Origin of the sequence: Fulvimarina pelagi HTCC2506 (assembly GCF_000153705.1) — a bacterium.
GTDB lineage: Bacteria > Pseudomonadota > Alphaproteobacteria > Rhizobiales > Rhizobiaceae > Fulvimarina > Fulvimarina pelagi.
Genome location: NZ_DS022272.1, coordinates 3,272,712 through 3,296,088, shown reverse-complemented (window position 1 = coordinate 3,296,088; position 23,377 = coordinate 3,272,712). Strand labels below are relative to the sequence as shown.

Here is a 23,377-nt window from a genome sequence, read left to right as displayed (position 1 = left end):
GAAAGTCCCGAAAAGGCCTGATTGTCCATGCGTATCGATTGCCCCCATTGCGGAAGCCGCGACATCCAGGAATTCGTCTATCGCGGTGATGCGAGCGTCTCGCGGCCCGATCCCGACGGTGAGGACGCACTGAAGCACTTTGTCGACGCCGTTCACCTGCGCACCAATCCCGCCGGATTTCATAGCGAGCACTGGTACCATTCTGGCGGCTGCCGGTCCTGGGTGACCGTCGTGCGCGATACGCTTACCCATGAAATCGAGAGTGTCGGGTTCGCAAACGAGGAGATCGACAGATGAGTGGCTTTCGCACCGGAGGCGGGCTCATCAATCGTGCCCACCGCATGAGTTTCACTTTTGACGGTCGTGAATATTCTGGCTTTGCGGGCGATACGCTCGCATCGGCACTTCTGGCTTCAGGCGAGACGCTTTTCGGTCGATCCTTCAAGTATCATCGTCCACGCGGCGTGGTGACGGCGGGTCCAGAGGAGCCGAACGCCCTCGTGGAGATGCGCAAGGGCGCCCGACGTGAGCCCAACACGAAGGCGACGGTCGCGGAACTGTACGACGGCTTGGAAGCGTCGAGCCAAAACCGATGGCCGTCGCTGAAGCATGACGTAGGCGCGGTCACCTCGCTTCTCGCCCCTTTCTTCGTCGCGGGCTTTTACTACAAGACCTTCATGTGGCCGGCGAGCTTCTGGGAAAAGCTCTACGAGCCAGCAATTCGCCGGGCGGCTGGTCTCGGCCATGCGTCCGACGAACCGGATCCTGACAGATATGAGAAGGCTTATGCTTTCTGCGACGTTCTGGTTATCGGCTCAGGTCCTGCAGGACTTTCGGCTGCTCTTTGCGCAGGGAGGTCGGGCGCGCGAGTCATCCTTGCTGATGAAGATTTCGCCCTCGGCGGACGATTGAACGCCGAGCGCTACGAGGTTGACGGAATTGCGGGCCATAAATGGGCAGCAGGAACTGTAGAGGAGTTGCGTTCTCTTCCGAATGTCATCGTGATGCCGCGTACGACCGTGTTCGGTGCCTATGATGGACGCGAGTTTGGGCTGATTGAACGAGTCGCGGATCACATGCCGGTCCCGCTGATGCATCAGCCGCGTCAGCGCCTATGGCGCGTCGTCACCAAGAAAGCGATCCTTGCGAGCGGTTCATACGAACGTCCGATCCCCTTCGGCGGAAACGACCGGCCCGGCGTCATGATGGCGAGCGCCGTGCGCACCTATCTCAACCGTTACGGCGTATCTCCGGGCCGGCGCGTTTCGGTCTTCACCTCCAGCGACGATGGCTGGCAGACCGCCCGCGATCTTCTCGCGGCCGGGGTAGAAGTCGCAGCGGTAATTGACGCGCGGCCCAAGGTCTCGCCCGCACTTGCCGATTTTGCCTCGCGCGAGGCAATCCGACGCTACATCGGGAGCGAGGTCGTCGCGACTAAGGGCCGACAGAGCCTGAGCGCCATAACGGTAATCGACAAGACCGGCATAAACCATGAGATCGCAGCGGACTGTCTTGCAGTCTCAGGCGGGTTCAATCCGAATCTCTATGTGACGACCCATCTCGGCGGCCGGCCAAAATGGTCCGACGTGATCCATGCCTTCTTGCCGGGGACCAGACCGTCGCATATCGAAGTGGCGGGGGCCGCCAATGGCGAATTCTCGCTTGCCGACGCCTTCCGGAGCGGTGCTGCTGCCGGCGGGAAGGCGGCAAGCGACCTCGGCTTCAACACGAGCGCCTTCGAACTCCCCAAAACCAGCGACGATGCGGTGAACCTTTCGCCGCTCTGGCATGTGGAGCGCTCCCGGCAGAAGGCTTTCGTCGACTTCCAGCACGATGTCACGGTGTTCGACGTCGGGCTCGCCAAGCAGGAGGGTTTCCGTTCGGTGGAACTCCTCAAACGCTACACTACGCTGGGCATGGCGACGGACCAAGGCAAGATTTCCGCCGTCAACGGCCATGCGATCATGGCGGCCCTCACCGGTAAGCCCATGGAAGAAGTCGGTACGACTGTCTCCCGCCCGCCGCATACGCCCGTAACTCTCGCGGCCTTCGCCGGTCCCTACCGCGGAAAGCATTTTCAGCCAACCCGGCGAGCGGCCTCCCACAAGTGGGCCGAAAACGCTGGGGCGAGCTTCGTCGAGGCGGGCCTCTGGTTGCGTGCCGATATGTTCGCACGCCCGCAGGAGAAGAACTGGCTTGAGACCGTCAGTAGGGAAGTAACGGCGGTACGCGAAAGCGTCGGTTTCTGCGATGTGTCTACGCTGGGCAAGATCGACATTAAGGGCTCGGATGCGGGCGAATTCCTGAACCGGGTCTACATCAACGGTTTCGGTAAGCTCGCCGTCGGGAAGGCACGCTACGGCATGATGTTGCGGGAGGACGGGTTCGCCTTCGACGACGGCACGACCGCGCGCTTTGCCGAGGATCATTTCGTAATGTCCACCACCACGGCGAACGCCGGGCCGGCGATGCAACATCTCGAATATTGTCGGCAGGTGCTCTGGCCGGAACTCGACGTCCAGATCGTCTCGGTGACGGAGCAATGGGCACAGTATGCCGTTGCAGGGCCAAATGCTCGGGCCGTTCTGGAGAGGCTGTTCGGCAATGCATGGGACGTGTCAAACGAGGCGCTGCCATTCATGGGCGTCCGTGCCTTCCGCTGGAAAGAGCTGCCCGCCCGCGTCTTCCGTATCTCGTTCTCCGGCGAACTCGCCTACGAGATTGCCGTCCCGACTCGCTACGGCGAGGCGTTGGCCGAAGCCATCATGGAGGCCGGCAGGGATTGGAAGATCGTGCCCTATGGAACCGAGGCGCTTGGCGTCATGCGCATCGAGAAGGGCCATGTCGCTGGACCGGAGCTCAATGGACAGACGACGGCGGCCGATCTCGGCATGGGACGTATGATGTCGACGAAGAAGGATTTCATTGGCCGCGTCCTCTCCGGCCGGCCCGGCATGACCGATCCCGACCGGCCGGCGGTCGTCGGATTGAAGTGCGTTGATCCCGCCCAGCGGTTGCGGGCCGGGGCGCACTTCCTAATGAAGGGTGCCGAACCGACAATTGAGAACGACGAGGGCTATCTCACCTCAGCCGCCTATTCGCCAACCCTTAGTCGCTGGATCGGGCTCGGCCTGATTCGGCGCGGCCCCGAGCGCCATGGCGAGATCGTTCGCGCGTACGATCCTGTGCGCGGTGGCGACATCGAGGTCGAGATCTGTTCGCCCCATCAGGTCGACCCGGAAGGAACACGGCTCCATGTCTGAGATATCGGTCAAAGCAGTCCATGCTTTCGACGGGCTCATCACGCCCGTGGGCGAAACGAGACCCGCCGGGGTCGTCGTGAGCGAACGCACGGAGCTGGCGCTGGCGGCGGTGTTGGCGCGCAAGCGGCGAGCAGGCGACCTCGCCGCACTGGTGGCAAACGAATTCGGGTGCCATTTGCCTGCGCCTGCGAGGCGAACCGAAGGCCGCGATATCAGCGTTGTCTCGACCGGTCCCGGCGCTTGGCTCGCCTGTCGCGAAGCTGGCGGGTACGGGTTTGCCGAAAATCTGGCCGAAACGATGCAGGGCGTTGCTTCGGTGACTGACCAAAGTGATGCCTTCGCGGTACTCAGGCTGACCGGGCCGCGCGTGCGAAACGTGCTCGCCAAAGGTATCCATCTCGATCTCGATGCCAATGTCTTTTTGCCGGGACATGCCGCCGTAACTCAATGCGGCCATGTGGGCGTGTCGCTTTGGCGTCTCGACGACTTGGCAGGCGGCGATGCGGCCTTCGAGATTGCGATGTTCCGGTCCTATGCAGAGAGCTTCTGGCACTGGCTTTCGGTGAGCGCCGCCGTATACGGGCTTGCTGTAGCGGCGGGCGGCTGAATAAGCGGGTCGCATCTCAAAGTGACGGCGCGGCCGGCGATCGAAGGAAGGGGCAGCCATTGAGTTCGATCGTGTTCGGAGCCATCGCGGCGATGGCTTGGGGTGTCCACGACCTTCTGATCCGCTTCGTAACACGGTCGCTCGGAACGATCGCTGCGCTCTTTGCTGTTCTCGGTCTGGGGACCGTGCTGATGGCCGTCGTCATCCTTACGATTGGAATCGAGGTGGACGTAAGCACGAACCGCTTGCTTCTCCCCATCGTGAGCGGCCTTGCCTACTTTGGTGCCTGTCACGGCCTCTACCGAGCCATGGCAATCGGCCCCTTCGCGCTTGCTGCGCCCATCATCGCCGCCTATCCGGTGCTGTCGGTCGCCTGGGCGGTAACGACCGGGACACGGCCGGCTCTTCTGGATTGGCTGGCAACCGCAGCCATCATCGGCGGCGTCGTTGTTGTCTCGCGCTTTGCGAAGGAAGAAGAGACCCGCAAATGCTCTACGGTGAAAGCGGAAAGTAGGCGCGACACGATTATCGCCAGCCTTTATTCCGCAGTCGGGTTTGCTGTCGCGTTCGCCGCGGGGCAGGCCGCTGCAGCGGACCAGAATGAGATCGCGATCACTGCCATTGCCCGCGCGTTCGCGGTAGCGGCAGTTCTGCCGTTTGTCTTCGTGCGTTCGAAACCAAGCGATCCGTTCAAAAATCCCGGCAGAATCGTCCCCCTAGTTCTTTTGGTTGCTTCACTCGATGTGATAGCAGTGACCAGCGTCGTTGCCGCCGGCACAATGGAAGCCCCTGAGCTTGCCGTCGTCGTCGCTTCGTCTTTCGGCGTTATTACGATCGTGCTCGCACGAATCTTCTTGAAAGAGCATGTCGCACCAATTCAGTGGCTTGGTATCGCGATGGTCTTTGTGAGCGTGATGATCCTCTCTACGCGGTACTGACGAATTCGACATTCTTGCGATCATAGCCCTTGAATTATGGAGAAGGGCGTCGCAAGCGACGCCCATTTTGTCTACAGATCCTAAGCTTGCGATCCGTTATTCCGCAGGACTGGCGATACCCGGGCGATGATCAACAGAATTGGTCGCTTCGACCCCAGTTACACCGGTATCGCGAGCCGCTTCTCCAAGTTCCCAATAAAGATGGTCGAGGCCAGTTGCCTGATCGTCGTCCGATACCCTTAACCCGATCGTCGGCTCGAGGATCAGCGCAAGCACAAGCGCAGTGACGACACCGAAAGCGACACAGGTTACGATACCTGCTAGCTGCATGACGATGCCGATCTCGCCGTGCTGGTAAGCATATGCACCCTCTTCGATGCCAAGATAGCCGCCACGCGCCGTACCAGCTTCAAGAATGCCCACCATGATCAGGCCATAGGTGCCGGCGCCAAGGAAGAGCGGAAGCAGCTTGTGCTCGTCGATCTCCCGTTTTTGCATGAATTCATAGACGGCGTAAGCGATGAACGGTGCGCCTAGCGCAACAAGGAACATCTGCCAGGGAACATAGACGTCGAAGGCTGGAGCGCCCGATACGTAGCCCGCGAGGGGGCCAAGAAGAAGATAGCTGAACTTCTTCGTCTTATAGGCGAGCAGTGCTCCCGACAAAGCGCCCGCGGCCCAGGCAATGCCGTAATTATTGAAGGCAATGCCGACGCTGGTGTCCGCCATTGTCACGCTAACCGCGAGCGCCTGCGGATCGAAGAAGAACAAGCACGACAGGATGACCATCGGCAATCCGGCGAAGATTGTCATGAGACCGCTCGCAGCGAGCCCAACGCTCGGGTAGTCGTACGTTGGCACCTTCCGATGGGGCTTAAAAATGCCGGGTCGCGCTCCGAGCTTCCAGGAGAGCGCCAGCGCCATTCCGGCTGGGAACAGGTAGACGAAACCAACGCCGAAGAAATCGTGATATCCGATGTTCGTCAGAGGTCCGACCGAGCCCCACGTCAGCCAGCTGAGGATCGACGACATGATCGCTGCGACGAAAGCCATCACATAGTAGGCACCCGGCTTGATCCGTTCGGCAACCGCAAAGTGGAACAGCACGTTCACGATGCCGGCGAAGCAGGCGAGGAAGAAGACGAAGATCTGGAAGTTGTTGATGCCGGGGAACGTAGCCGGATCGACGTTCTGCGCCAGAGCATTCGCGAGTGTACCGCCAAGCCACCAATCAGAGAAGGTGCCGGCCAGCGTGCCTCCTGCCATGATGTAGTATTGCGAAGCCCAGAAGGCGAAACCGCAGAAGAAGTAGGTGGCGAAACCAATGAAAAACCCGATGACCTTCTCAATCGTCGTATTGAAAAGATTGTTGGTTCGAACAGTGCCGGCGTCGATCAGGAGTAACCCGATGACCACCATGATTGCCCCGACCGTTCCCGATGCATATATAAGATTCTGAACGAGTGAGCTGAGCGTTACCTGCTCAGCGAACATCGACGTTGCTTCAGTGGGCATTGTCAATTCCTCCCTAACATCCCATAGGTTGCTGTCTCTGCGCTGTTGATTTCATATTCTGCTCAATCCGATCGCGTCTCTCCCAAATGCGAAACCGCGCTGCGGCTTTTCAGCTTTTCCGTCTTATCCTGCCGAGCGCTCGAGATTTGAAAGCCGAAGTAAGGGCCTTCTCTAAGCTCGGTCGACAGTAATGAAGACGCATTGCGCAGTTTAGATCATCAGGCACTGTCCGGTGCTGAAAGTAAAAAGTCCCGGTTGTAAGCCAGGACCTTTTCGTTAGTAGTTAACAACGCCGTCGAGGGCGTAGTGCTTGATAGTCTTGCGGTTCTTGATGAGTTCGTCGATCGACGGCTCGCCTTTCATCGCTCGCGAAATGGCAAGCTTCGTCGCTTCATAGTTCGTTCGGTAGAGATCGGCTTTGTCGAGATTGGCGTCTTCTGCGCACCTGGGATCGAGCCAGATGGTGACGATGATGCAGATTTCGTCGACGACGTCCTTCGGGATCGTTCCTTCAATGACGCAGTCGACGATTGCGTCTCCGGTCGCACCCTGGACAATACCGCCGAGTAGGTTGACGTAGGCTTCCGTCTGGATCGTGGCCTTGGTCGTCATGATGGCGGCGGGACGGACCAACTGGTTGAGATCGCGCACGACGAACATCCGGGTGTGCCCGACGGTCTGGCCTAGCATGGAGGCGAAGGCCTGGCCGACCGGTCCGCTGATCGATCCGATCAGAACCTCGGGCATGGCGTCCGTTGTCTGGCCCTCCGCTGCAAGGACCGTCGCCTCGCCCGTCCGGAAAATGATGTCGCTCATGAAAGGTCCTTCGCTGTTTGACTGTTCGGTTTTGCGGCCTGTCCGATTTCGACATGCCTCTGAGCGGCCGCGGTCAGGCGTAGTTGCCCTTCACCCGTTCCTTCTTTGGATCGAAATGCGGAGCCGGGACTACGCGGGCCGGGATGCGCTTCTGAAAGCCGTCGAGCTGACCGACTTCGACCTCGGTGCCGACCTCGGCATGGGTCGCATCGATACGGCAAAGCGCGATGACTTTGCCGAGGATCGGCGAGCGCACGGCCGAGGTAATTTCGCCGACCTGAGCCTGACCGATGCGAACGCACGCGCCATGGGAAGGCACGAGACTGCCATCGAGATCGAGGCCAACGAGCTGGCGATTGGGATGCGCCTTACGTTCTTCGAGAACGGAGCGCCCGACAAAGTCGTCCGGTTTGCTTTTCAACGGGACCGTGAAGCCAATGCCGGCTTCAAGCGGGTTCGTCTGGTCGCAAAATTCGTATCCGGCGAAGACGAGGCCCGCCTCGATCCGCACCATGTCGAGCGCTTCCAGACCGAAAGGCGTCAGCTCGAAAGGCTTGCCTGCCTCCCACACAGCATCGAAGACCGCTTCTGCGTCCGTCGGGTGACAGAAGATCTCGTAGCCGAGTTCGCCAGTGTAACCAGTACGGCTGACAACGATCGGCCGCCCGTCGAAGGTCTCCAGCCGCCCGATCGTGAACCGGAAGACGCCGAGTTCCTGAAGGGTCGGTTGTGTCGGGCTCGTCCATACGAATTTTTCGAGAATATCGCGGCTTCTCGGGCCTTGCACGGCGATATTGTGCATCTGATCCGTGGAAGAACGGACCCAAACGTCGAGCTTCAATGCCTCGGCCTGCTCACGAAGCCAGATGCCAGATGCATCGCTTCCGCAGATCCAACGAAAATTGTTTTCGCCCAGTCGGAACACCGTACCGTCGTCGACCATCCCTCCGTGTGGGTAGCACATGGCGCTATAAGCCACCTGTCCGATCGACAGTCTCTTCATGTCGCGCGTCAGGCAATGCTGAAGCAAACGTTCAGAATCCGGACCAGTGACCTCGAACTTCCGTAGAGCGCTCAAGTCCATGACGGCGGCACGCTCGCGGCAAGCCCAATATTCCTCAATGGCGCCATGGTTGGAGAAGTTCGCCGCCAGCCAGAAGCCGTTATACTCGATGAAATTTCGAGTATGCTCGGCGAAACGGTCATGGAAACCCGTCTTCCTCGTCAACTGAAGATCGGCACCAGCGCTCATCCTGTATCCTTTGGTGGGTTCGAAGGTTTCTTTCTCATCGTAAACACGCACCTGGATCTCGGTCGGATTCCAGCCGTTTGTCGCGTCGATATCCGACGGACAGGCCGTCGAGACGCACACGAGATCGGTGAGCGCGCGCAGAAGAACGTAGTCGCCCGGTCGAGACCAGGGATCGTCCAGCGAGATCGCATGGCTGTCGTCGAGTATCGTGTTGAAGAAGAAGTTGATCGCCGGCCAGCCGCCGCGTGACGGTAACCCGTAGCGGTCCATCTCGCGATTTATGTTGTCCGAGCAGTTGATATGCCCCGGATAGCCCATCTCTTCGTAGTAGCGCGCAGTACAGGCAAGCCCGAAGGTGTCGTGTCGTCCACATGTGTCCTGGACGATCTCGACCAAGGGCGTTCCGTCCATGGCGAAGAATTTCGAATGAACGCCGGGCGTCGGATATAGGTGACCCATCAGGCTGCGGGTCGTCGTCGGATCAATATCAGAGATACGACCCTTCTCGACACCGCGGATGTCTAGCGCCTGAAAGTCCGAGCACTCGCGGCCCTCGACATCAAGCACTTGGATATACTGGCCCTTCCGCACTTCGTACGTCTTCGCATGGCCGGGCTGGATATTTATGTCGACGAGCGGATCTGCTAGCGGATCGTGCATCTGAGGGCCAGATTTTATGAACCCGCCACTCGCTCGTTGAACATAGACGATGATGTCGGTAGGCGGCGTCTGATCGAAGACCGCCATCGGACCGCCCGGTGCCGAGACGAGGAGGAGACCGTCGGTCTCTGCCTCAAACGCCTGTTTGTCACCCGCTCGAGAGCCGTCTGAGAAAATTCGCGCGCAGAGCGCACCGTCGAGCGTGAAGCCGCTCGTCTCAAGTGCCGCTCGCACCCTGCGGGCGCTGCTGTCTGACGATGCGAAGCTTTGCAGGAGACCGTCCGGCGCACCTGCGGATCTCGCGCCGAGGCGTGACGGGTCGGCGATCCCATCCGGACCGAAGAACACCAACTCACAGGGTTGGAGTCCTTCGCGATCGATGATCGTGATCCGATCGCCAGCGCCGATCGGTAGGGCTCGCGATCCGCCGCCCGGAACGGGGTGGCGCTCGGTGCCGCGGGGAAGGATTGGCATCGCCGGCGTCAGCACACCACCTCGGCTGACCGGTGTTCCAAAATCGGGAACGATCGTCATGAGAACAATCCTTCATTTTGACTTGACGTTAGTTTGCGTGCTTGCTCCGTGGGTGTGAAGCAAAGATCTCTCAGCCTCAGGGCCAGCATTTTTCATGGCAACCGATCGCCGCCGACTGCCGCCGCTCGACTATCTCGTTGCCTTCGACGCTGCGGCGCGTCTCGGCGGCTTTACCCTTGCGGCCGAAGAGCTGAACCTCACCCAGGGCGCTATCAGCCGAAAGATTCGGCTCCTTGAAGAAAACCTCGGAAAACCGCTCTTCTTTCGAACGCATCGCGCCGTTCACCTCACCGACGCCGGCCGCCGGTATCATCGTACTGTCGTTCATGCGCTGGAATCGATCGCCAAGGCGTCAGCGGAGGTCCGGCAAGGCGATCTCCGCCCACGCGTCGCGATTGCCGCGACCCAATCCGTCTCGACGCTCTGGTTGCTGCCCCGCCTCAATCGTCTGCGCTCGGGGCTGCCCGGCATAGAAATCGAGCTCACGTCCTCCGACGATGATCGCGAGTGCCTCGAAAGCGGCAGCGATCTCATTATCTTACGTGGCGAGGGGCGTTGGCCAGGCTTTGAGGGCGCGATGCTCCTCAACGAGAGCATCTGTCCGGTAGCAGATCCCGATTACATCGCGAAACGCTCAGTCCGCGAGCCGCGCGACTTTCTCAACTGCACGCTGATCGATGTGGCAAGCCACCATACCGAATGGCTGGACTGGAAAGGTTGGCTTTCGGCGGCCGGTGTGGACGAACCAATTGAGGCCGAGCGGATCCTCTTCAATACCTACGCGCTCGCGATCGACGCGGCCTGTCAGGGCCTCGGCGTTGCACTCGGATGGCACCATCTCATCGATCGTCACATCTTGGAAGGACGGTTGGTAAGACCGTTGCCCCTGACCGTCGAAACGAATTCAGGTTATTACCTCCTCCATCCGCGGGGGCGAGATCTCTCACCCGCGGCCGAGAGAATTTCCGATTGGCTGCGCATGGCGTTGTAGAAGGCCGGCTTATCCAGGCCTTCATATCGCTTCGACCGACAGCCCTGCCGTGCTAAGGCAAGACATTCGGGCATCGCCCCCCTTTTTCCAAGGGAAATAATTTCGAAGATGTCGAAGAGTTTCGTCCTCCGCCTGGCCATGAACGGGACTAGGTCCGACCAGCCGGTGCGGACGGACGAGGCGGTTCGCGTCGGCTTTCTTGCACCGCTCAGGGGAGACGTCGCAGCCTGGGGTTTGCCGGGTCTCTACGGTGCCCGCATTTGGGCGGAACGTCTCAACGCCGCAAATGGCCTGCAGATCGGTCGTCATCGCTACGACGTGGAGATTGTCGCGGCCGATTGCGCATGCGATCGTCCGTCTATCGTCGAAAGCGCAAAAGCACTGATCAACGACCAGGACGTCAAGCTTCTCATGACGCTGGGCGGCGACATGCTTGCTCCAATCCAGAATTTCCTCACCCGCAACAAAGTCCTGACTACGACGCTCCTGCCAAGTGATCTGTCCCCCGATACGCCGTACTTAGTCGCGCCTTGTGAGGTGCATCCAATCTATAATGTGACCGGGGTTGAATGGCTGAGCGAGAACCGCCCACATTTGAAACGGGCCGCCCTCTGTGCACAGAAGGACGCACTTGGCCTGCCTTCCGTTGCGACCTACCGCGCCGCCTTCGAGGCTGCGAAGATCGATCTCGTCAAGGAGATCTTCTTCCCGGTCGACGAGACCGATTTTTCCGGCATCGTCTCAGCACTTTTAAAGGAGTGTCCGGACATCCTGTGTTGGGACACGGCCTACGAACCCTTCGTGCATTTCCTAACGAAAGAGGCGAAAGCACAAGGCTTTGAAGGGCAAATCCTCTCGTGCACCTGCGACAACTACGGCCATCTGATGCACCATGTCGGTTCGGATTTCATGGAAGGCTTCGTTTTCCAGTTTCCGGATTTCGATGATCCGGCGCTCAACGAACCCGACGTCAATCTGACCCATCCGAACGCATTTTTCGATCTTTATAATGCACGCCATCCCGGCGAGTGGAGCGCAGTTTCCTGGGAATACGCCTCGATTCTCGATCTCTGGCGAGACGCTGTCGAGCAGGCGGGAACCGTCGAGCCCGTTTCAGTTCTTGCAGCAATGCGCTGGGGAGGGAGCGGTCGCCATGCTTTTGGCGAGGCCGAATGGTGGGGCCGCGATCTCTTCGGCATCGACAACGCGCTGGTCGGCCGCTGGCCCGTTGTCCAGATCCGGAACGGGAAGGCGCGGATCGAGGAGTTCCGGTCGGTGACCGCATGGTTGATGCGGCATTCCGGGCTCCTGGAAAAACACATGCGAGCGCTCGGCCAGATGTGGGACCAGCGGTTCGTCAGAACCGACCTGGCGGCTTCGGAGACCGTCGGGTCAACAGGGCGCCGAACTGAACAGGAACACTAATCAGTCGCTACGCATGCTGAAACGCTGCTCGTCGATGAGCTGCAGCTTCGCGAACTCGGCGGCAGTTTCCACATCGCGCCGTTTGATCGCGTCGAACATAGAGCGATAGCGCTTCTGCTGTTCGCGAATTCGGATCGGCGAGAGCGTTGCAAGTCGCGATGCATTCCATGTGCTCTGTCGGCGGACCGAGGCGACTAGATCATAGACGGAAATGAGAAGCGCATTGTCCGTGCTGCGCGCGATCTGCTGCAGAAAACGTTCCTCTGCGCGGATGAATGCCTCGGCATCTGTGACGATCGCTTCCATTTCCAGGAGGATCGTGCCGAGGTTCGCAATCTCACCCATGGACATGTTGAGGACAGCAAGCCGCACCATGTCCGGCTCGATCAGACCTCGAACGATCTGGAGTTCGAGAGGCCCCGTGGATTCCACGACGCCGAGCCAGTCAGTCTGGCCGATATTTTCGGCGAAACGGGGTCTCTTTGCCGGTTTATGCTCGCGCACGAAGCTACCGCTGCCGGCGCGGCGCACCACAAGACCTTCATCGACGAGGACGTCGAGAGCCTCGCGGATCGCCCAGCGGCTCGTGGAGAACTGATGCGCCAACTGGCGTTCCGCCGGCAGGCGGTGATCCGGTGGATATTCGATATTCTCGATACGCTCCCTTAGCTTCTGCGCGATACTGCGAACGGTGTGACTGCGCATTTGTGGAAGCGATGCTTTCCGCTCTCCGAGATCAATCCTTTCCCTAATGCCCAATGCCATACGCTCCTCGCGGCCATCGTTCGCCTGCTCGATTGAACTTCGGCCATACAACACGAAGTCTCGCGCTCCAACCGAAGCGCAAGACTTATCGGACTAGCTAGGCGGTAGCGTTATTCAGCCGCTTCGCGCACCGTCTGCAGATAGGACTCAAGGGAGTCGTCCAGCGCTTCAGCCCAAGGCGTATGGTGAGCGGGTGCAAGCGTTCCGGTCATAAGAGATTTGAAGCCCAGATTGCGGTAGCCCATGATGTTTTCGTGTTTATGGTGCTCCCATTCCAAGAACGTTCGATTGACGCCGTCCACGTCGAAGGGCGGGTAATCGGTGGTGTTGATCAGTTCCTTCACGTTTTCACCTTGGAAGACGATCATGTCTTCGTCGGTTTCGAGGGATTCTTCTCGTTTACGCCATGAAAGACTGTCTTCCCGCATTGCATCTGCAGAAGGAAGGCTGACACGACCCATCATCACGTCCCGCGCGAACCAGGCCTGTGCATCGAACATGTTGAATGTATAGAACTGATCCTGCGCGCCGATGTAAAAGAGCTGTGGATTTGTTTCCCAGACGACACCCTTCCACAAATTGAGCGGCCACAAGCGGTTCTCCGACCGTAAGCGCAGATCATCTTCCAGGAACGGGTAGTGATGGAGGTAACCGGTACAGAGAATGATCGCATCGATATGCTTGGTCGTTCCGTCCTTGAACTTTGCGGTATTACCGTCGACTTCAGTCAGAAGCGGTTTCTCCTCCCAGTTGTCCGGGAAGTGGAACCCCATTGGCTTCGAGCGATAGCTTGAAGTGATGGATTTCGCACCGTATTTCCAGCACTGCGATCCGATGTCCTCGGCCGAATAGCTGCGTCCTATGATCAGAACATCCTTGTTCGTAAATTCGCGAGCATCGCGGAAGTCGTGCGCGTGCAGAATCCGTCCATTGAACGTTGCGAAACCTTTGAACTCGGGGACGTTCGGCGTCGAGAAGTGACCCGTTGCGACGACGACGTGGTCGAACTCCTCGGTATACATCCGGTCGTTCGGGCGGTCGTGGACCGTCACCTCGAACATCTTGCGGTCTTTCTGATACCGCACCATCCGCACCGCAGTTCCGAAACGGACCCAATCCTTCACACCAGCCTTTTCGACACGTCCCTTGATGTAATCAAAAAGAACGGCGCGTGGCGGATAGGAGGCGATCGGACGTCCGAAATGCTGCTCGAACGTATAATCGGCGAATTCCAGGCACTCTTTCGGGCCGTTCGACCAGAGATAGCGGTACATGCTGCCATGGACGGGGTCGCCATACTCGTCGAGCCCGGTCCGCCAGGAATAGTTCCAGAGCCCACCCCAATCCGATTGCTTCTCAAAGCAGACGACTTCGGGAATCTCTGCACCTTTTTCGCGTGCGGATTGGAAAGCCCGCATCTGTGCCATTCCTGAGGGTCCGGCACCGAGAATTGCGACACGTTTCGTCATGCTGGGAATTCTCCTTGGTTTCAGTCATAACAACGCGCCCTTACCCGTGGGAGAAGCTCGGTTCTACACCGCGCTTCCGTGGGCAGAAGAGCGCCTATGGACCTGTGACTTGTCGAAACTCCCCAGAGATCCAACCATATTTTCTGCCCGCCGCTCGGTAGCTTGGAAACACCAACTTGCACTCAGTCGAAGCGTGTCGCCTCGAAGCGAGCATGGGCCTTGATGCTGCAGTAAACGCAAAACCAATTTCAACCAGTTCGCGACCAGATTTGCAGAATTGGTCGCTTGTGGCAATACTTATCGTTGAGGCAGTGTGCATCTTCTGGCAGCATTATCGCTGAACAATGGGATTTGTTGCACTGCACTTTGTGCTTTTCGCAAGCGCCAAAGTCTGGGATCTTCATATCGACTTCGCCGTATGGTCAGACTACCAAGCTACGCGCCAAGAAGGACGGCGTTCATGGTGAGCGGAATCTCGATTGTCGGTTGGAGCAAGGCAGATCAGCTCTGGGAAGATGCAACGCTGTCTTTCGCGATGACAGGCGATCGCGAAAGAAGTGCTGAAGCACTAGCCCTGGCGCGAACCAGCTTCTCATTGGACGATCCGAGGCTGGGTACGGCTCTCGCCAATCATGCAGCTAAATTGGACGCCGACCGAAGAAACGGTTTGTTCCGGGGTTCAGCTCGAGACTGCCCAGAAGGACTTCTCGCAGAAGCGCACGTTGCATGGGAATTGGTTTATAATTGGTTGGACGGCATGCGACTGCCGCCGCAAAAAAGTTCGGCTTTTCATCTGCGGCTAGAGCAGAAGCATGGCGATCGTCTGCGATCGCTGCGCCGAGATCCCTTGGTCAAAGTTGCAGAGGAAGCGCGAGAACGCGTAATTCATGCTCGCCTTCCACTGAAGATCGAATTAGATCAGCGAGCACTCGAACGTTGGCAACAATCAGGAATGTTGATGAGCGGCGACCCACGCCGTCTTGCTGGAGCCTGTATTTTGCTATTCGAAGCTCATACCGTTTGACTAAAACCACTACGAGATTGCTTCACTTCATTCCGCAGACATTGTTGGCATCGCTCGCTGAATCTTTTGCGATTAACCGAGCTGTAGCATCAGACTTACGCAATGCTATATCCTAAAGGGGTGCCCGGCGAGCAACCGCCGGGCACCTTCGCTCGTACGAGAGGGGACCATCGTCTCACGTCATATCGACGTGCTTGGCAAAGTCCTTGGTTTCGTGCCAGGTGCCATACCAGATCGAAAAGGCGACGATTGCGACCGACGCTGCAAAGCAGACGGAAATCCCGAAACTGCTGTTCGCGAAGGTAAAGTATGCTTCCGCGACTTCCCATTTGGTGATTGGTGACGTGTTCATAGTCACTCGTCCTTTCTTTTCGTTCACTCGGCCGGGACAGCGCCGGGAATGCCGCCGGTACTGGAGGTCTCCTTGCGCGCTGGCTGTGTCATGCCCTCGGGATAGGCCTCGATCGGCACCTCCACCAGGTCGAGACCCATGACCTCCACCTCGTGCGGCACCCTGAGATAGCCGGCGGATTTCATCGCCAGCGAGATCAGGTAGCCCGGCGCGAAGCCGAGGACGCCGAGGACGACGAGGCTGATGATCTGGCCATAAAGCGTGACCGGCGGCATCTCGCCCATATTGGGGTAGCCGGCGGCGAAGAGGCCCATGGCGAGGACGCCCCAAGCACCGCCGAAGCCATGCACCGCGACTGCGCCGACCGCGTCGTCGATTTTGGCGCGTTCCAGCATTCTGGCGACAAGGGGAGCAGTATAGCCGCCGACGAAGCCGATTGTGAAGGCCAACGGCGGATAGTAGACATCGAGGCCGGACGCGGCCGATATGATGCCGACTAGACCGCAGGACATCATCCAGAACGGGTCGCGGGTCTTGATCCAGCCGCCGATGATACCGCCGGAGAAGCTCATCAGTGTGTTGAAGGCAAAGGCCGACAGCGTCGCGGGCTGGCCGTAAATATTGGTCCACTGCGCGCCGCCCATGTAGATGATGCAGCCGCCGAGGAAGCCGAAGAAGCCGACGATGATCAGCATCAGACCGATAACGGTCAGCGGAACCGAGTGAGCCTTGATCGGCTTGGGCTGGCCGTTCTCGTCATATTTGCCGATGCGCGGGCCGAGATTGAGGAGAACGCCGAGGGTGAAGGCGCCAGCGATGAGATGGACGACGCCAGCAGCGCCCACGTCGTGATAACCCAGTTCGGTCGTCAGCCAGCCGGACGGATGCCAGCCCCAAGCGCCGCCGAGTATCCAGACCACTGAGCCGAGGATGATCGCGAGGATAAGAAAGGCGGTCAGGCGAATGCGTTCGATGACAGCGCCCGACATGATGGACGCGGTGGTCGCGGCGAAGAGAGCGAAGGCGGCCCAGAAGACGCCGGTCGCGTTGTCGGAAAGGTTCGGCCCCATAGAGGCCGACCAGGGCGCAGCCGCAGAGGAGCCTTCCGCGATCGTCAGGCCGGCCGGGAAAGCATTATAAATCCACCAGCCAAAGAAGAAGAAGGTCGGGACAACAAAGGCGAAGGCGAGCAGGTTCTTGGTGCCGGAAGCCAGAACGTTCTTGGCACGCGATGCGCCCATTTCATAGGCGAGGAATCCTGCGTGAATGGTGATCATCAGTGCGGTGCACCACCAGTAGAAGATCTCCATGTTGACAGTATTGGACATTCCGGTTCCGGCTTCGAGCGCAGCCACCTTTTGCCCGAGTTCCATCAGCTGTTGTTCCATGCGGTTTTCCTTGGGTCGAGCGGTGTGTTTTCGCCAGTGCAGCTTCTTCTAGAAAAGGCGCATCAAGAAGAAACAAATTCAAACAATGCAAGAAACATACCAATTAGGAACCGTTTCCGATATGATCTTGTCCGGCTACTGCCACCAGTCACCTCTCAAGGGGTATCAGACGCGTGGACGCGCCCGAGGAGTGAGCGGTTGCGCAAGTAGGATACCAAGAGACGTCGTGGATGTTTGTCAGCACAACTAAGCGACCGTTAAGTGGGCATGAAGCTCAAAAAATCTGCGAGGGAAATTTACCGATGTTCGGTCTTGCCGTTGCGTCAATCGACTAGAAAGGCGCCAGAATGACTATTCGATCACCCTTCGTCAACGGTAGCCAAAACGATTTGACCGGCGCGGTTCTCTAGATGATGAACGAAAATGACCGCCGTAGATGCCTCGGCGATGTTGCAGAACCGATGCTCGCCCTCGAAGACCTAAAGAGAGTTTAGAGGACCTGCTCGAATGCCGTCGCCTTAATGTCTTGATCGAACGCTTGAATGCGGGTGCCGTCCATCTGGTGCCCTAGCCCAATAGCAAGGAAATCGCGAATTGCGCTGCACTAGCAAGTCTAGGGCTACTCTGGGCTCTCTTACATCGTGAGCCGAACGTCACTGCTTTAGACGACGATGCCGGGCGCGACCGTTACGTATGGCCTCCACCGGTCAAGTTTCGCTCCTGCAAACTCGGTATTGTACGAGGGCCAGCACGAGAATGCGGCGTTGCGGTTAATCGAGGCCGTATTCTGCATGCCTACCTGCTGCGGCGCCGAAGAGCCTGCGTTCTGAAAAAATATTGGCGCGAGAATGGTCGCACTATCCCGAAATACATGGCCATGCCCACTCGCGACCTGATCAGCTGCGAGGCGCTCTCTTATCTCGATGGACCGATGCTCTTCGTTTTCGGGTCGAAAACGATGTTTACTACACCATGAACGCCGATTGGGTGGCGGAATGCAGTGAGAATGCCTTGCAAGTCACCATGCTTGAGTTGAACCATGACGGTTATATTGCGAACTGGCGCGCTTCGAAACTATGATCAATGCTTTCCAGGAGCAGCGCGGAGCGAATACGATCTGCGAAGAGTGATGCGGGAGCGGCAAACTCTAGAAGTGAAAGATCGGAAGCGGACAGTTTCCTTTCGGTCCAGTCCTTCCGAAATCCGCCGGACAGCAATGCTCCCAATGCGGCTGTTCAGGCTCCGTGAACCAGTCGCTCGGTAGCGGACATTCAAGATGCAAATGCAACAGGTCCCTGAAATGCGTAGAGGCCATTGTGGACTGTCTGGGAGGGGTGGAGATCGGTCACTCGCCATTCCACCGATAAGTGGCAGCTATGCAGGACAATCCTGCCGTCCGACCTGTGAACGCGTCGTAAATATTCAGCTGGGTCTGCTCAGCGTCGTGACGACTGCCGACCTCAACGATCGATATGCCGAACGCTGGCGTTCAAAATCCCCCGCGCTCCAAGTTCCGTCAGGATCTCTTTCCAAGTTCAAGATCGTCCACATAAAATGATTCACCGACGCGCCCTCGTCTCGCTCAGTATAGCAATGAAAGGTCTCCGCAGACGCTTCCCCTGCAATGATCGGTGGTCAACCAAATTGATCGGTCGCCAGGTCGAGTAATCGGTGATCGGGATGCGCAAGCCAACAATGGCGGCCAAGTTCTGCGTATTGGACATACTCTGGAACGACCGACCTCAGCCACATTGTAAGGCGCGAGGCGCATGGGCGAACGGCTGGAATGCAGCCGCGGTGGCAGCTTCGTATATGGATGATGCAATCTTTCTTCCTCCGACCCATGACGTCGTAGAAGGGCCCGAGGGCGTCCAATCCTTCTTCGACGGCTTGTTTCAGAATGGCGTGACGGACCACCAGCTGGAAGTCATCAACGTCATGGAAGGCGGCGACGAGATCGTGGCAGCTTCCCGATGGAGCGCAAAGGGCGGAGATGGTTCAGATATTGGCGGAATCGCGACCCACGTATTCGAAAGACAGAACGATGGAAGCTTGAAGCTCAAACTACATACGTTCAACTGACATTTAGATCCCGCCCGTATAACGCCCCTGATTGCCGCCAATCACGCTGAAAGTCCGAGGTCGGTCGGGAGTCTGCACCATGTTGCTGCCTGGAACCCTGTGCTTGGTCGTGAGCTGATCTGCCGTTCAGGCTAGCGGCGCGTGAAGGTGCTTCCAGCACCGGTTTCATGATTCTTCAGAACGCTGATGATCTGCTCATACGCGAAACCCTCTTGCTTCATTCCGTCCGAACTCATTCGGAGCAGATTGCAATACAACATGAACTAAAGACTCGGTCGCAGTTCCCCTAGGAAATTGAAAGAAGAGGCTATTTTGCGACGACCTTCCCTTTAAAAGTAGGAGGCCCGGTGTCTTCGACACCGGGCCCATTCATGACTTGAGATTTGGGCGGCCCTCAGAACCGGAAGGTCAGGTCCGCCCGCGCACTGTTTGACGTCGTGTCGCTGCCGTACTGGCCTTCGTAAGCTGTCCCGACCGTCGCCCATTCGTTGAGGCGGTAGTCCGCTCCGACCTCGATGAAGCCCACGTCTTCGTCGATCGCAACGCCCTTCACCAGATAGGCCGGGCTCGTGGCGAAGCGGAAGGCTTCCAGCGTCGTCGTATCCTCGAAGGCATGGCGCCAGCCGGCCTCGCCCCGCAGTGAAAGATCGGTGCCGATCAGCATCGAGCCTCTTACGCCGATCTCCGAGAACCATGTGTCGAGATCGATGCCACTGGCAGTCAGGGCCGCAGCCCCGCCGGTCTCCGTGAACCGATCCGTGCGATGATGAACATAGGCCAGCCCGGCGAACGGAGAGATCGTCGCCGTCGACAGCGCGAGGTCGTAGGAGACCTCGCCGAAGACCTGGCCGGTCCCGGCGTCGTATTCGCTGACCAGCGTGTCGGAGAAGCCAGGGAAAGACACTGAGCGGACCATGTCGATCTCGTGCCAGGCATAGGCCGCCCCGCCCTTCACGATCAGGCCGTAGAGCTCCGTCCCGGCATAGAGGCCGAGATGCCAGGAGTCGGTGCTGCCATGGCGTTGCGCGCATCGACATCGAGATCGGTCGAGGAATAGCCGCCGAGCACGCCGAGCTTGACCGTGTCGGAGACCATGCCGTCGACGCCGACGAAGAAGCCGGAGGTGTCGGTGTCGGCCGCCGCGGCATTGCCGTCGCCGTCTACGTCGGACCAGGCGCCATAGAACCGCGTCCACGCTTCGACATCGGCCCCGCCACTGCCGGCGATCACCGGAACGCCTGGGCCGAAGCCGAGCGGCTGGACCATGTCGCCGCCCCCATTCATGCCGAAGGCTCCGTTGATCCGATCTGCGCTGCATCGCGCACGAAGCGCGAGTCCTGGATCAGCGCCGTCTTCATCGACGCATGCGGCTCGCCCGAAAGCTGGTCGAAGGCATCGCGAGCGGTCGGTGCATCGAGCAATAGAAGAGCGTTGTAGAGCCCGTTGCTGGCCGAGCCGGGCGTCTGGTCGAGCTGCATCAGAGCGTTCGCCGTCTGCCGCTGATTGAAGGTTCTCGCCACGTCCGGGAACTGCAGAGCCCGAATGAGTTCGAGGATGACGTCGTTCGACGTGTAGAGCAGGTTGTAGTCGAGGAAGGCCGAGTCGTCCTGAAGGCTGTCGAAAGTCCCGGTCCGTCCGTTGGCGGTCGAAACGATCGTGTATCGCTGACCATCCGTGTAGGCCGTATAGGGATCGAGCGTCACGACATCGACCGTCCCGCCGTTGATCGTGGCAGTATCGGCTCTGACCTGGTCGCCAGTTCCATCAGCCGCGATCTCGACCTCGTAGACCGAGCCGGACTGGAAGGTCGCGTTGCCCGCAACATTCAAGGTGCCGATCGAATTGCCGGGCGCAATCGTGCCGCCCGAATTGGCGACGAACGAACCGACCGTGCCGTCGCCGCCAAGGACACCGCCGTTCACCGCGAAAGCAGTGTTCGGCATCGAGCCATTCACATTCAGTAGGCCACCATTGACTGCAAAATCGGTGATCTCGGTGTTGGTGCCGGTCAGGTTCGTTGTTGCGGCGCCAACCTTCTCGAAGTTCTCAAAGTCGAGGTACTGCTCGCCATCGTCCCTGTTGTTTCCGTCGACCGATGAGATATCGAAGTTGAAGGTCCCGCTGTTGCCACCGAATGCCAGGGTGTCTGTACCAGCGCCTGCGCGAACGAAGCCCTCAATTATAGAGCCGGGCTGTAGTTCGAGCCTATCGTCTTCACCGTAATCAAAAAGAATAGCATCGCCTGCTCCTGACGTTTCGCGAATTGTTCCAGAATTAACTATCGACGAACCCACAAGAGAATCACCAGATGCGAAGAAACCATCGAAAATAATTGCAGAATCTACGCCTTCAATTAAGCCAGAATTGACAACGCTTCCCGTGCTTGCGAGGACTGCGGACCTTGAGCTTGAAGAAATGACACCGTTGTTTACTAACTGAGTATTCGTGAATGAGTTTATGCCACGTATCGTTGTAATTATCGATCCGTTATTGACGATAAACGCGTTATTTAAGACATTGATACCTATGGCTGCTGTTATTGTACCGTCGTTTTTTACATTAGCGTTATCATCGAGCTCGACGGCGCTATTAAGCACGTTGCCTGTGGTATTGATTGCCGCGCCTGTCAGGACATTAACCGTCACATTGTCGGAGACGCCTCGAACGCCTTGTGTGTCAGGGTTTGGCGCATTCGCGTCGCATACAACGTTCGCTCCGTCAGCCGGATTATTATTTGAGCACGCGGCCTCGGTAGGCGATACTCCGAACCCGCTCATTAAAGCGAGGGCGAGACCGGCTGGAAGCCCGTAAGTGTGTTTTCCGTAGGAAATACCAAAGCAGTTCGACAGAAGCGCTCGCTGCAGATCGCGTGCGACCGAGGTCGATCTGTTGCAGTCAGTCTTACGACCATTGAATGATATCGTCTTTGACTGATGTTTCACGACCTCGTTCCCCTCTGTTTTTCGCATATGCTTCACAATTGTTATTTCCGTAACTCTTGCTCAGAAGAATAAAGACACAGCGTGTTAGAAAATTGAGTCTCCTCAAGGTCACACTGCGTCACCTTGAAAGACTCGTCGTTAACGCGCCACCGTCGCGCAAAGGCATCAGACACTGGCGGAGGCGGATCGATGTTCCGGCCGAGGAGTCGGACCGAGAGGTCAGGGTCGAGCATCGCCTTGACCACGATGTCGCTCGCAGACTTCGAGGGGTCGGGAAGCGTCTCGGCGAAGATCTGCAGCGTCCGGACGATGCCGCCGCCCTTCAGGACGCCGAAGTTCGCGATCAACCCGCCATCCATTAGCTCGCGGCTGCACGATCGGCGCGACCGCTGATCGACGCGACCCGCGACGAGTTCGACACACAGGTTCTTGCGAAGCTACAAAACGACGCGGCAACCGCTGGCTAGTGAGCCCGCAGAACTCTTCCTTGCCATCATCAAATGCCACACATTCCAGCCATTTCGGGCAAGCAGCAACCGTCGATCGAGTTGGCAAACTGGTCTTTGCTTCCGCTGACGATACCGTGAGTCTCGCTTACGAAACGACGCAGTGGGAACCACATATCGGAGCCATGCTCCAAGCCGGAGCGGAAACCGAACGTGGGAGACTTATGATGTTCAAGCCATTCCTTCGAAATGCCGCCATTGCAACGCTGCTCGTCACCGGGACTGCCGGTTCCGCAATAGCGCAGGATAACGCCTCTGGCACAATCGTAGAGGTCGCCACTTCGACCGATAGCCTTTCAACCCTTGTCTCTGCCGTTGAAGCCGCCGGTCTAGCCGAGACCTTGAGCGGCGAAGGACCGTTCACGGTATTTGCACCGACCAACGAGGCGTTCGAAGCCCTGCCCGACGGTACGCTCGACACGCTGCTTGAGGCTGAAAACAAAGCGCAACTTGAAGGCATCCTGACGTATCACGTGGTTCCGACCGAGGCAAAAGCCGAGGCGGTCGTGAAGATGATCGAGGATGACGGAGGTGAGCATCCGGTCACGACGGTGAATGGCGCGGAACTGACGCTCTCCATGGAGGGCGAGAACGTTGTGGTCACGGACGCAGCCGGCAACAAAGCGACCGTGACACAGGCGGACGTAGAGGCCTCGAACGGCGTCGTTCACGTGATCGACGCGGTGCTGATGCCCGAAGCCATGTAACGCAATCTCGATAGAACGCGTCGACCTCCGGACCCGTTCTCTCGAAAGTCAGCGCCCCGTGTGTGTTGCGCGGGGTGCTGGGGCTTCTCTTTTAAATCAGGGGCGATGAGATCACGAAAACCTTTCACTCCATTTGCTAGC

At 58.4% G+C, this 23,377-nt stretch carries 19 protein-coding genes and 1 pseudogene; 9 read left to right on the top strand and 11 right to left on the bottom strand.

The features are described from left to right. Positions 1-27: 27 nt before the first annotated feature. From FP2506_RS15290 to FP2506_RS15275, 4 genes are read left to right on the top strand one after another with little or no spacing between them, the layout of a single operon-like run. Positions 28-297: a sarcosine oxidase subunit delta gene (locus FP2506_RS15290; RefSeq protein ID WP_007068462.1), complete on the top strand. Its 270-nt coding sequence runs from the start codon at positions 28-30 to the stop codon at positions 295-297. Beyond that, on the top strand, positions 294-3,263 hold the full coding sequence (locus FP2506_RS15285; RefSeq protein ID WP_007068461.1) for a sarcosine oxidase subunit alpha family protein: 2,970 nt from the start codon (positions 294-296) through the stop codon (positions 3,261-3,263). Before FP2506_RS15290 ends, FP2506_RS15285 begins: the two co-directional genes overlap by 4 nt. Beyond that, positions 3,256-3,870: a sarcosine oxidase subunit gamma gene (locus FP2506_RS15280; protein ID WP_007068460.1), complete on the top strand. Its 615-nt coding sequence runs from the start codon at positions 3,256-3,258 to the stop codon at positions 3,868-3,870. The genes FP2506_RS15285 and FP2506_RS15280 overlap by 8 nt, the downstream gene beginning before the upstream one ends. 59 nt (positions 3,871-3,929) lie before the next feature. Next, positions 3,930-4,808, top strand: a complete 879-nt coding sequence (locus tag FP2506_RS15275) for a DMT family transporter (RefSeq protein WP_007068459.1) — start codon at positions 3,930-3,932, stop codon at positions 4,806-4,808. Between the two features lie 96 nt (positions 4,809-4,904). Here the strand turns inward: FP2506_RS15275 and FP2506_RS15270 are convergent, their stop codons facing one another. The 3 genes from FP2506_RS15270 to FP2506_RS15260 all read right to left on the bottom strand — a co-directional run bounded on the left by FP2506_RS15270 (position 4,905) and on the right by FP2506_RS15260 (position 9,585). Continuing rightward, entirely contained in the window at positions 4,905-6,323 is a 1,419-nt protein-coding gene (locus FP2506_RS15270) for an ammonium transporter family protein (protein ID WP_050765090.1), read from the bottom strand. Positions 6,324-6,599: 276 nt separating this feature from the next. Next, a complete protein-coding gene (fae, locus tag FP2506_RS15265; protein ID WP_007068457.1) occupies positions 6,600-7,139 on the bottom strand; it encodes a formaldehyde-activating enzyme in 540 nt (179 codons plus the stop codon). Positions 7,140-7,212: 73 nt separating this feature from the next. Beyond that, the gene (locus FP2506_RS15260) at positions 7,213-9,585 is read right to left on the bottom strand and encodes a trimethylamine N-oxide demethylase (protein WP_007068456.1); all 2,373 of its coding nucleotides are present in this window, start codon (positions 9,583-9,585) and stop codon (positions 7,213-7,215) included. A 94-nt stretch (positions 9,586-9,679) separates the two neighbouring features. On the opposite strand from FP2506_RS15260, the gene FP2506_RS15255 reads away from it, so the two are divergent. Beyond that, on the top strand, positions 9,680-10,576 hold the full coding sequence (locus tag FP2506_RS15255) for a LysR substrate-binding domain-containing protein (RefSeq protein ID WP_007068455.1): 897 nt from the start codon (positions 9,680-9,682) through the stop codon (positions 10,574-10,576). A gap of 108 nt (positions 10,577-10,684) precedes the next feature. Next, positions 10,685-12,001, top strand: coding sequence for an ABC transporter substrate-binding protein (locus FP2506_RS15250; RefSeq protein ID WP_007068454.1), 1,317 nt, complete (start codon positions 10,685-10,687; stop codon positions 11,999-12,001). Here the strand turns inward: FP2506_RS15250 and FP2506_RS15245 are convergent, their stop codons facing one another. Both FP2506_RS15245 and FP2506_RS15240 read right to left on the bottom strand, forming a co-directional pair. Next, positions 12,002-12,706 (bottom strand): FadR/GntR family transcriptional regulator, encoded by a 705-nt coding sequence (locus FP2506_RS15245; protein WP_007068453.1) that lies wholly within the window; start codon positions 12,704-12,706, stop codon positions 12,002-12,004. A gap of 170 nt (positions 12,707-12,876) precedes the next feature. Then, positions 12,877-14,235, bottom strand: a complete 1,359-nt coding sequence (locus tag FP2506_RS15240; RefSeq protein ID WP_040489181.1) for an NAD(P)-binding domain-containing protein — start codon at positions 14,233-14,235, stop codon at positions 12,877-12,879. A 460-nt stretch (positions 14,236-14,695) separates the two neighbouring features. Between FP2506_RS15240 and FP2506_RS18825 the strand changes: the two genes are divergently transcribed. Continuing rightward, positions 14,696-15,259 carry a hypothetical protein gene (locus FP2506_RS18825; protein ID WP_148227596.1) on the top strand — a complete coding sequence of 188 codons (564 nt, stop codon included), beginning with the start codon at positions 14,696-14,698 and terminating at the stop codon, positions 15,257-15,259. 175 nt (positions 15,260-15,434) lie between these two features. Here the strand turns inward: FP2506_RS18825 and FP2506_RS19005 are convergent, their stop codons facing one another. Next, positions 15,435-15,611 (bottom strand): hypothetical protein, encoded by a 177-nt coding sequence (locus FP2506_RS19005; RefSeq protein WP_007068450.1) that lies wholly within the window; start codon positions 15,609-15,611, stop codon positions 15,435-15,437. Between the two features lie 23 nt (positions 15,612-15,634). Beyond that, on the bottom strand, positions 15,635-16,999 hold the full coding sequence (locus tag FP2506_RS15235) for an ammonium transporter (RefSeq protein WP_007068449.1): 1,365 nt from the start codon (positions 16,997-16,999) through the stop codon (positions 15,635-15,637). A 1,695-nt stretch (positions 17,000-18,694) separates the two neighbouring features. Here FP2506_RS15235 and FP2506_RS15230 point away from each other — a divergent pair. Next, a complete protein-coding gene (locus FP2506_RS15230) occupies positions 18,695-19,081 on the top strand; it encodes a YybH family protein (protein ID WP_040489180.1) in 387 nt (128 codons plus the stop codon). 394 nt (positions 19,082-19,475) lie between these two features. Here the strand turns inward: FP2506_RS15230 and FP2506_RS19450 are convergent, their stop codons facing one another. From FP2506_RS19450 to FP2506_RS15220, 4 genes and pseudogenes are all read right to left on the bottom strand, one after another. Continuing rightward, positions 19,476-20,255 carry an autotransporter outer membrane beta-barrel domain-containing protein gene (locus FP2506_RS19450; RefSeq protein ID WP_425277092.1) on the bottom strand — a complete coding sequence of 260 codons (780 nt, stop codon included), beginning with the start codon at positions 20,253-20,255 and terminating at the stop codon, positions 19,476-19,478. Beyond that, a pseudogene (locus FP2506_RS19560) lies at positions 20,162-20,365 on the bottom strand (autotransporter domain-containing protein); the annotation flags it as partial. The gene FP2506_RS19450 and the pseudogene FP2506_RS19560, both read right to left, overlap by 94 nt. After that, positions 20,362-21,858: a hypothetical protein gene (locus tag FP2506_RS19265; protein WP_244404337.1), complete on the bottom strand. Its 1,497-nt coding sequence runs from the start codon at positions 21,856-21,858 to the stop codon at positions 20,362-20,364. The gene FP2506_RS19265 and the pseudogene FP2506_RS19560, both read right to left, overlap by 4 nt. Positions 21,859-22,064: 206 nt before the next feature. Beyond that, positions 22,065-22,370 (bottom strand): hypothetical protein, encoded by a 306-nt coding sequence (locus tag FP2506_RS15220; protein WP_148227595.1) that lies wholly within the window; start codon positions 22,368-22,370, stop codon positions 22,065-22,067. A 326-nt stretch (positions 22,371-22,696) separates the two neighbouring features. Between FP2506_RS15220 and FP2506_RS15215 the strand changes: the two genes are divergently transcribed. After that, a complete protein-coding gene (locus FP2506_RS15215; RefSeq protein WP_040490073.1) occupies positions 22,697-23,236 on the top strand; it encodes a fasciclin domain-containing protein in 540 nt (179 codons plus the stop codon). Positions 23,237-23,377: the final 141 nt, after the last annotated feature.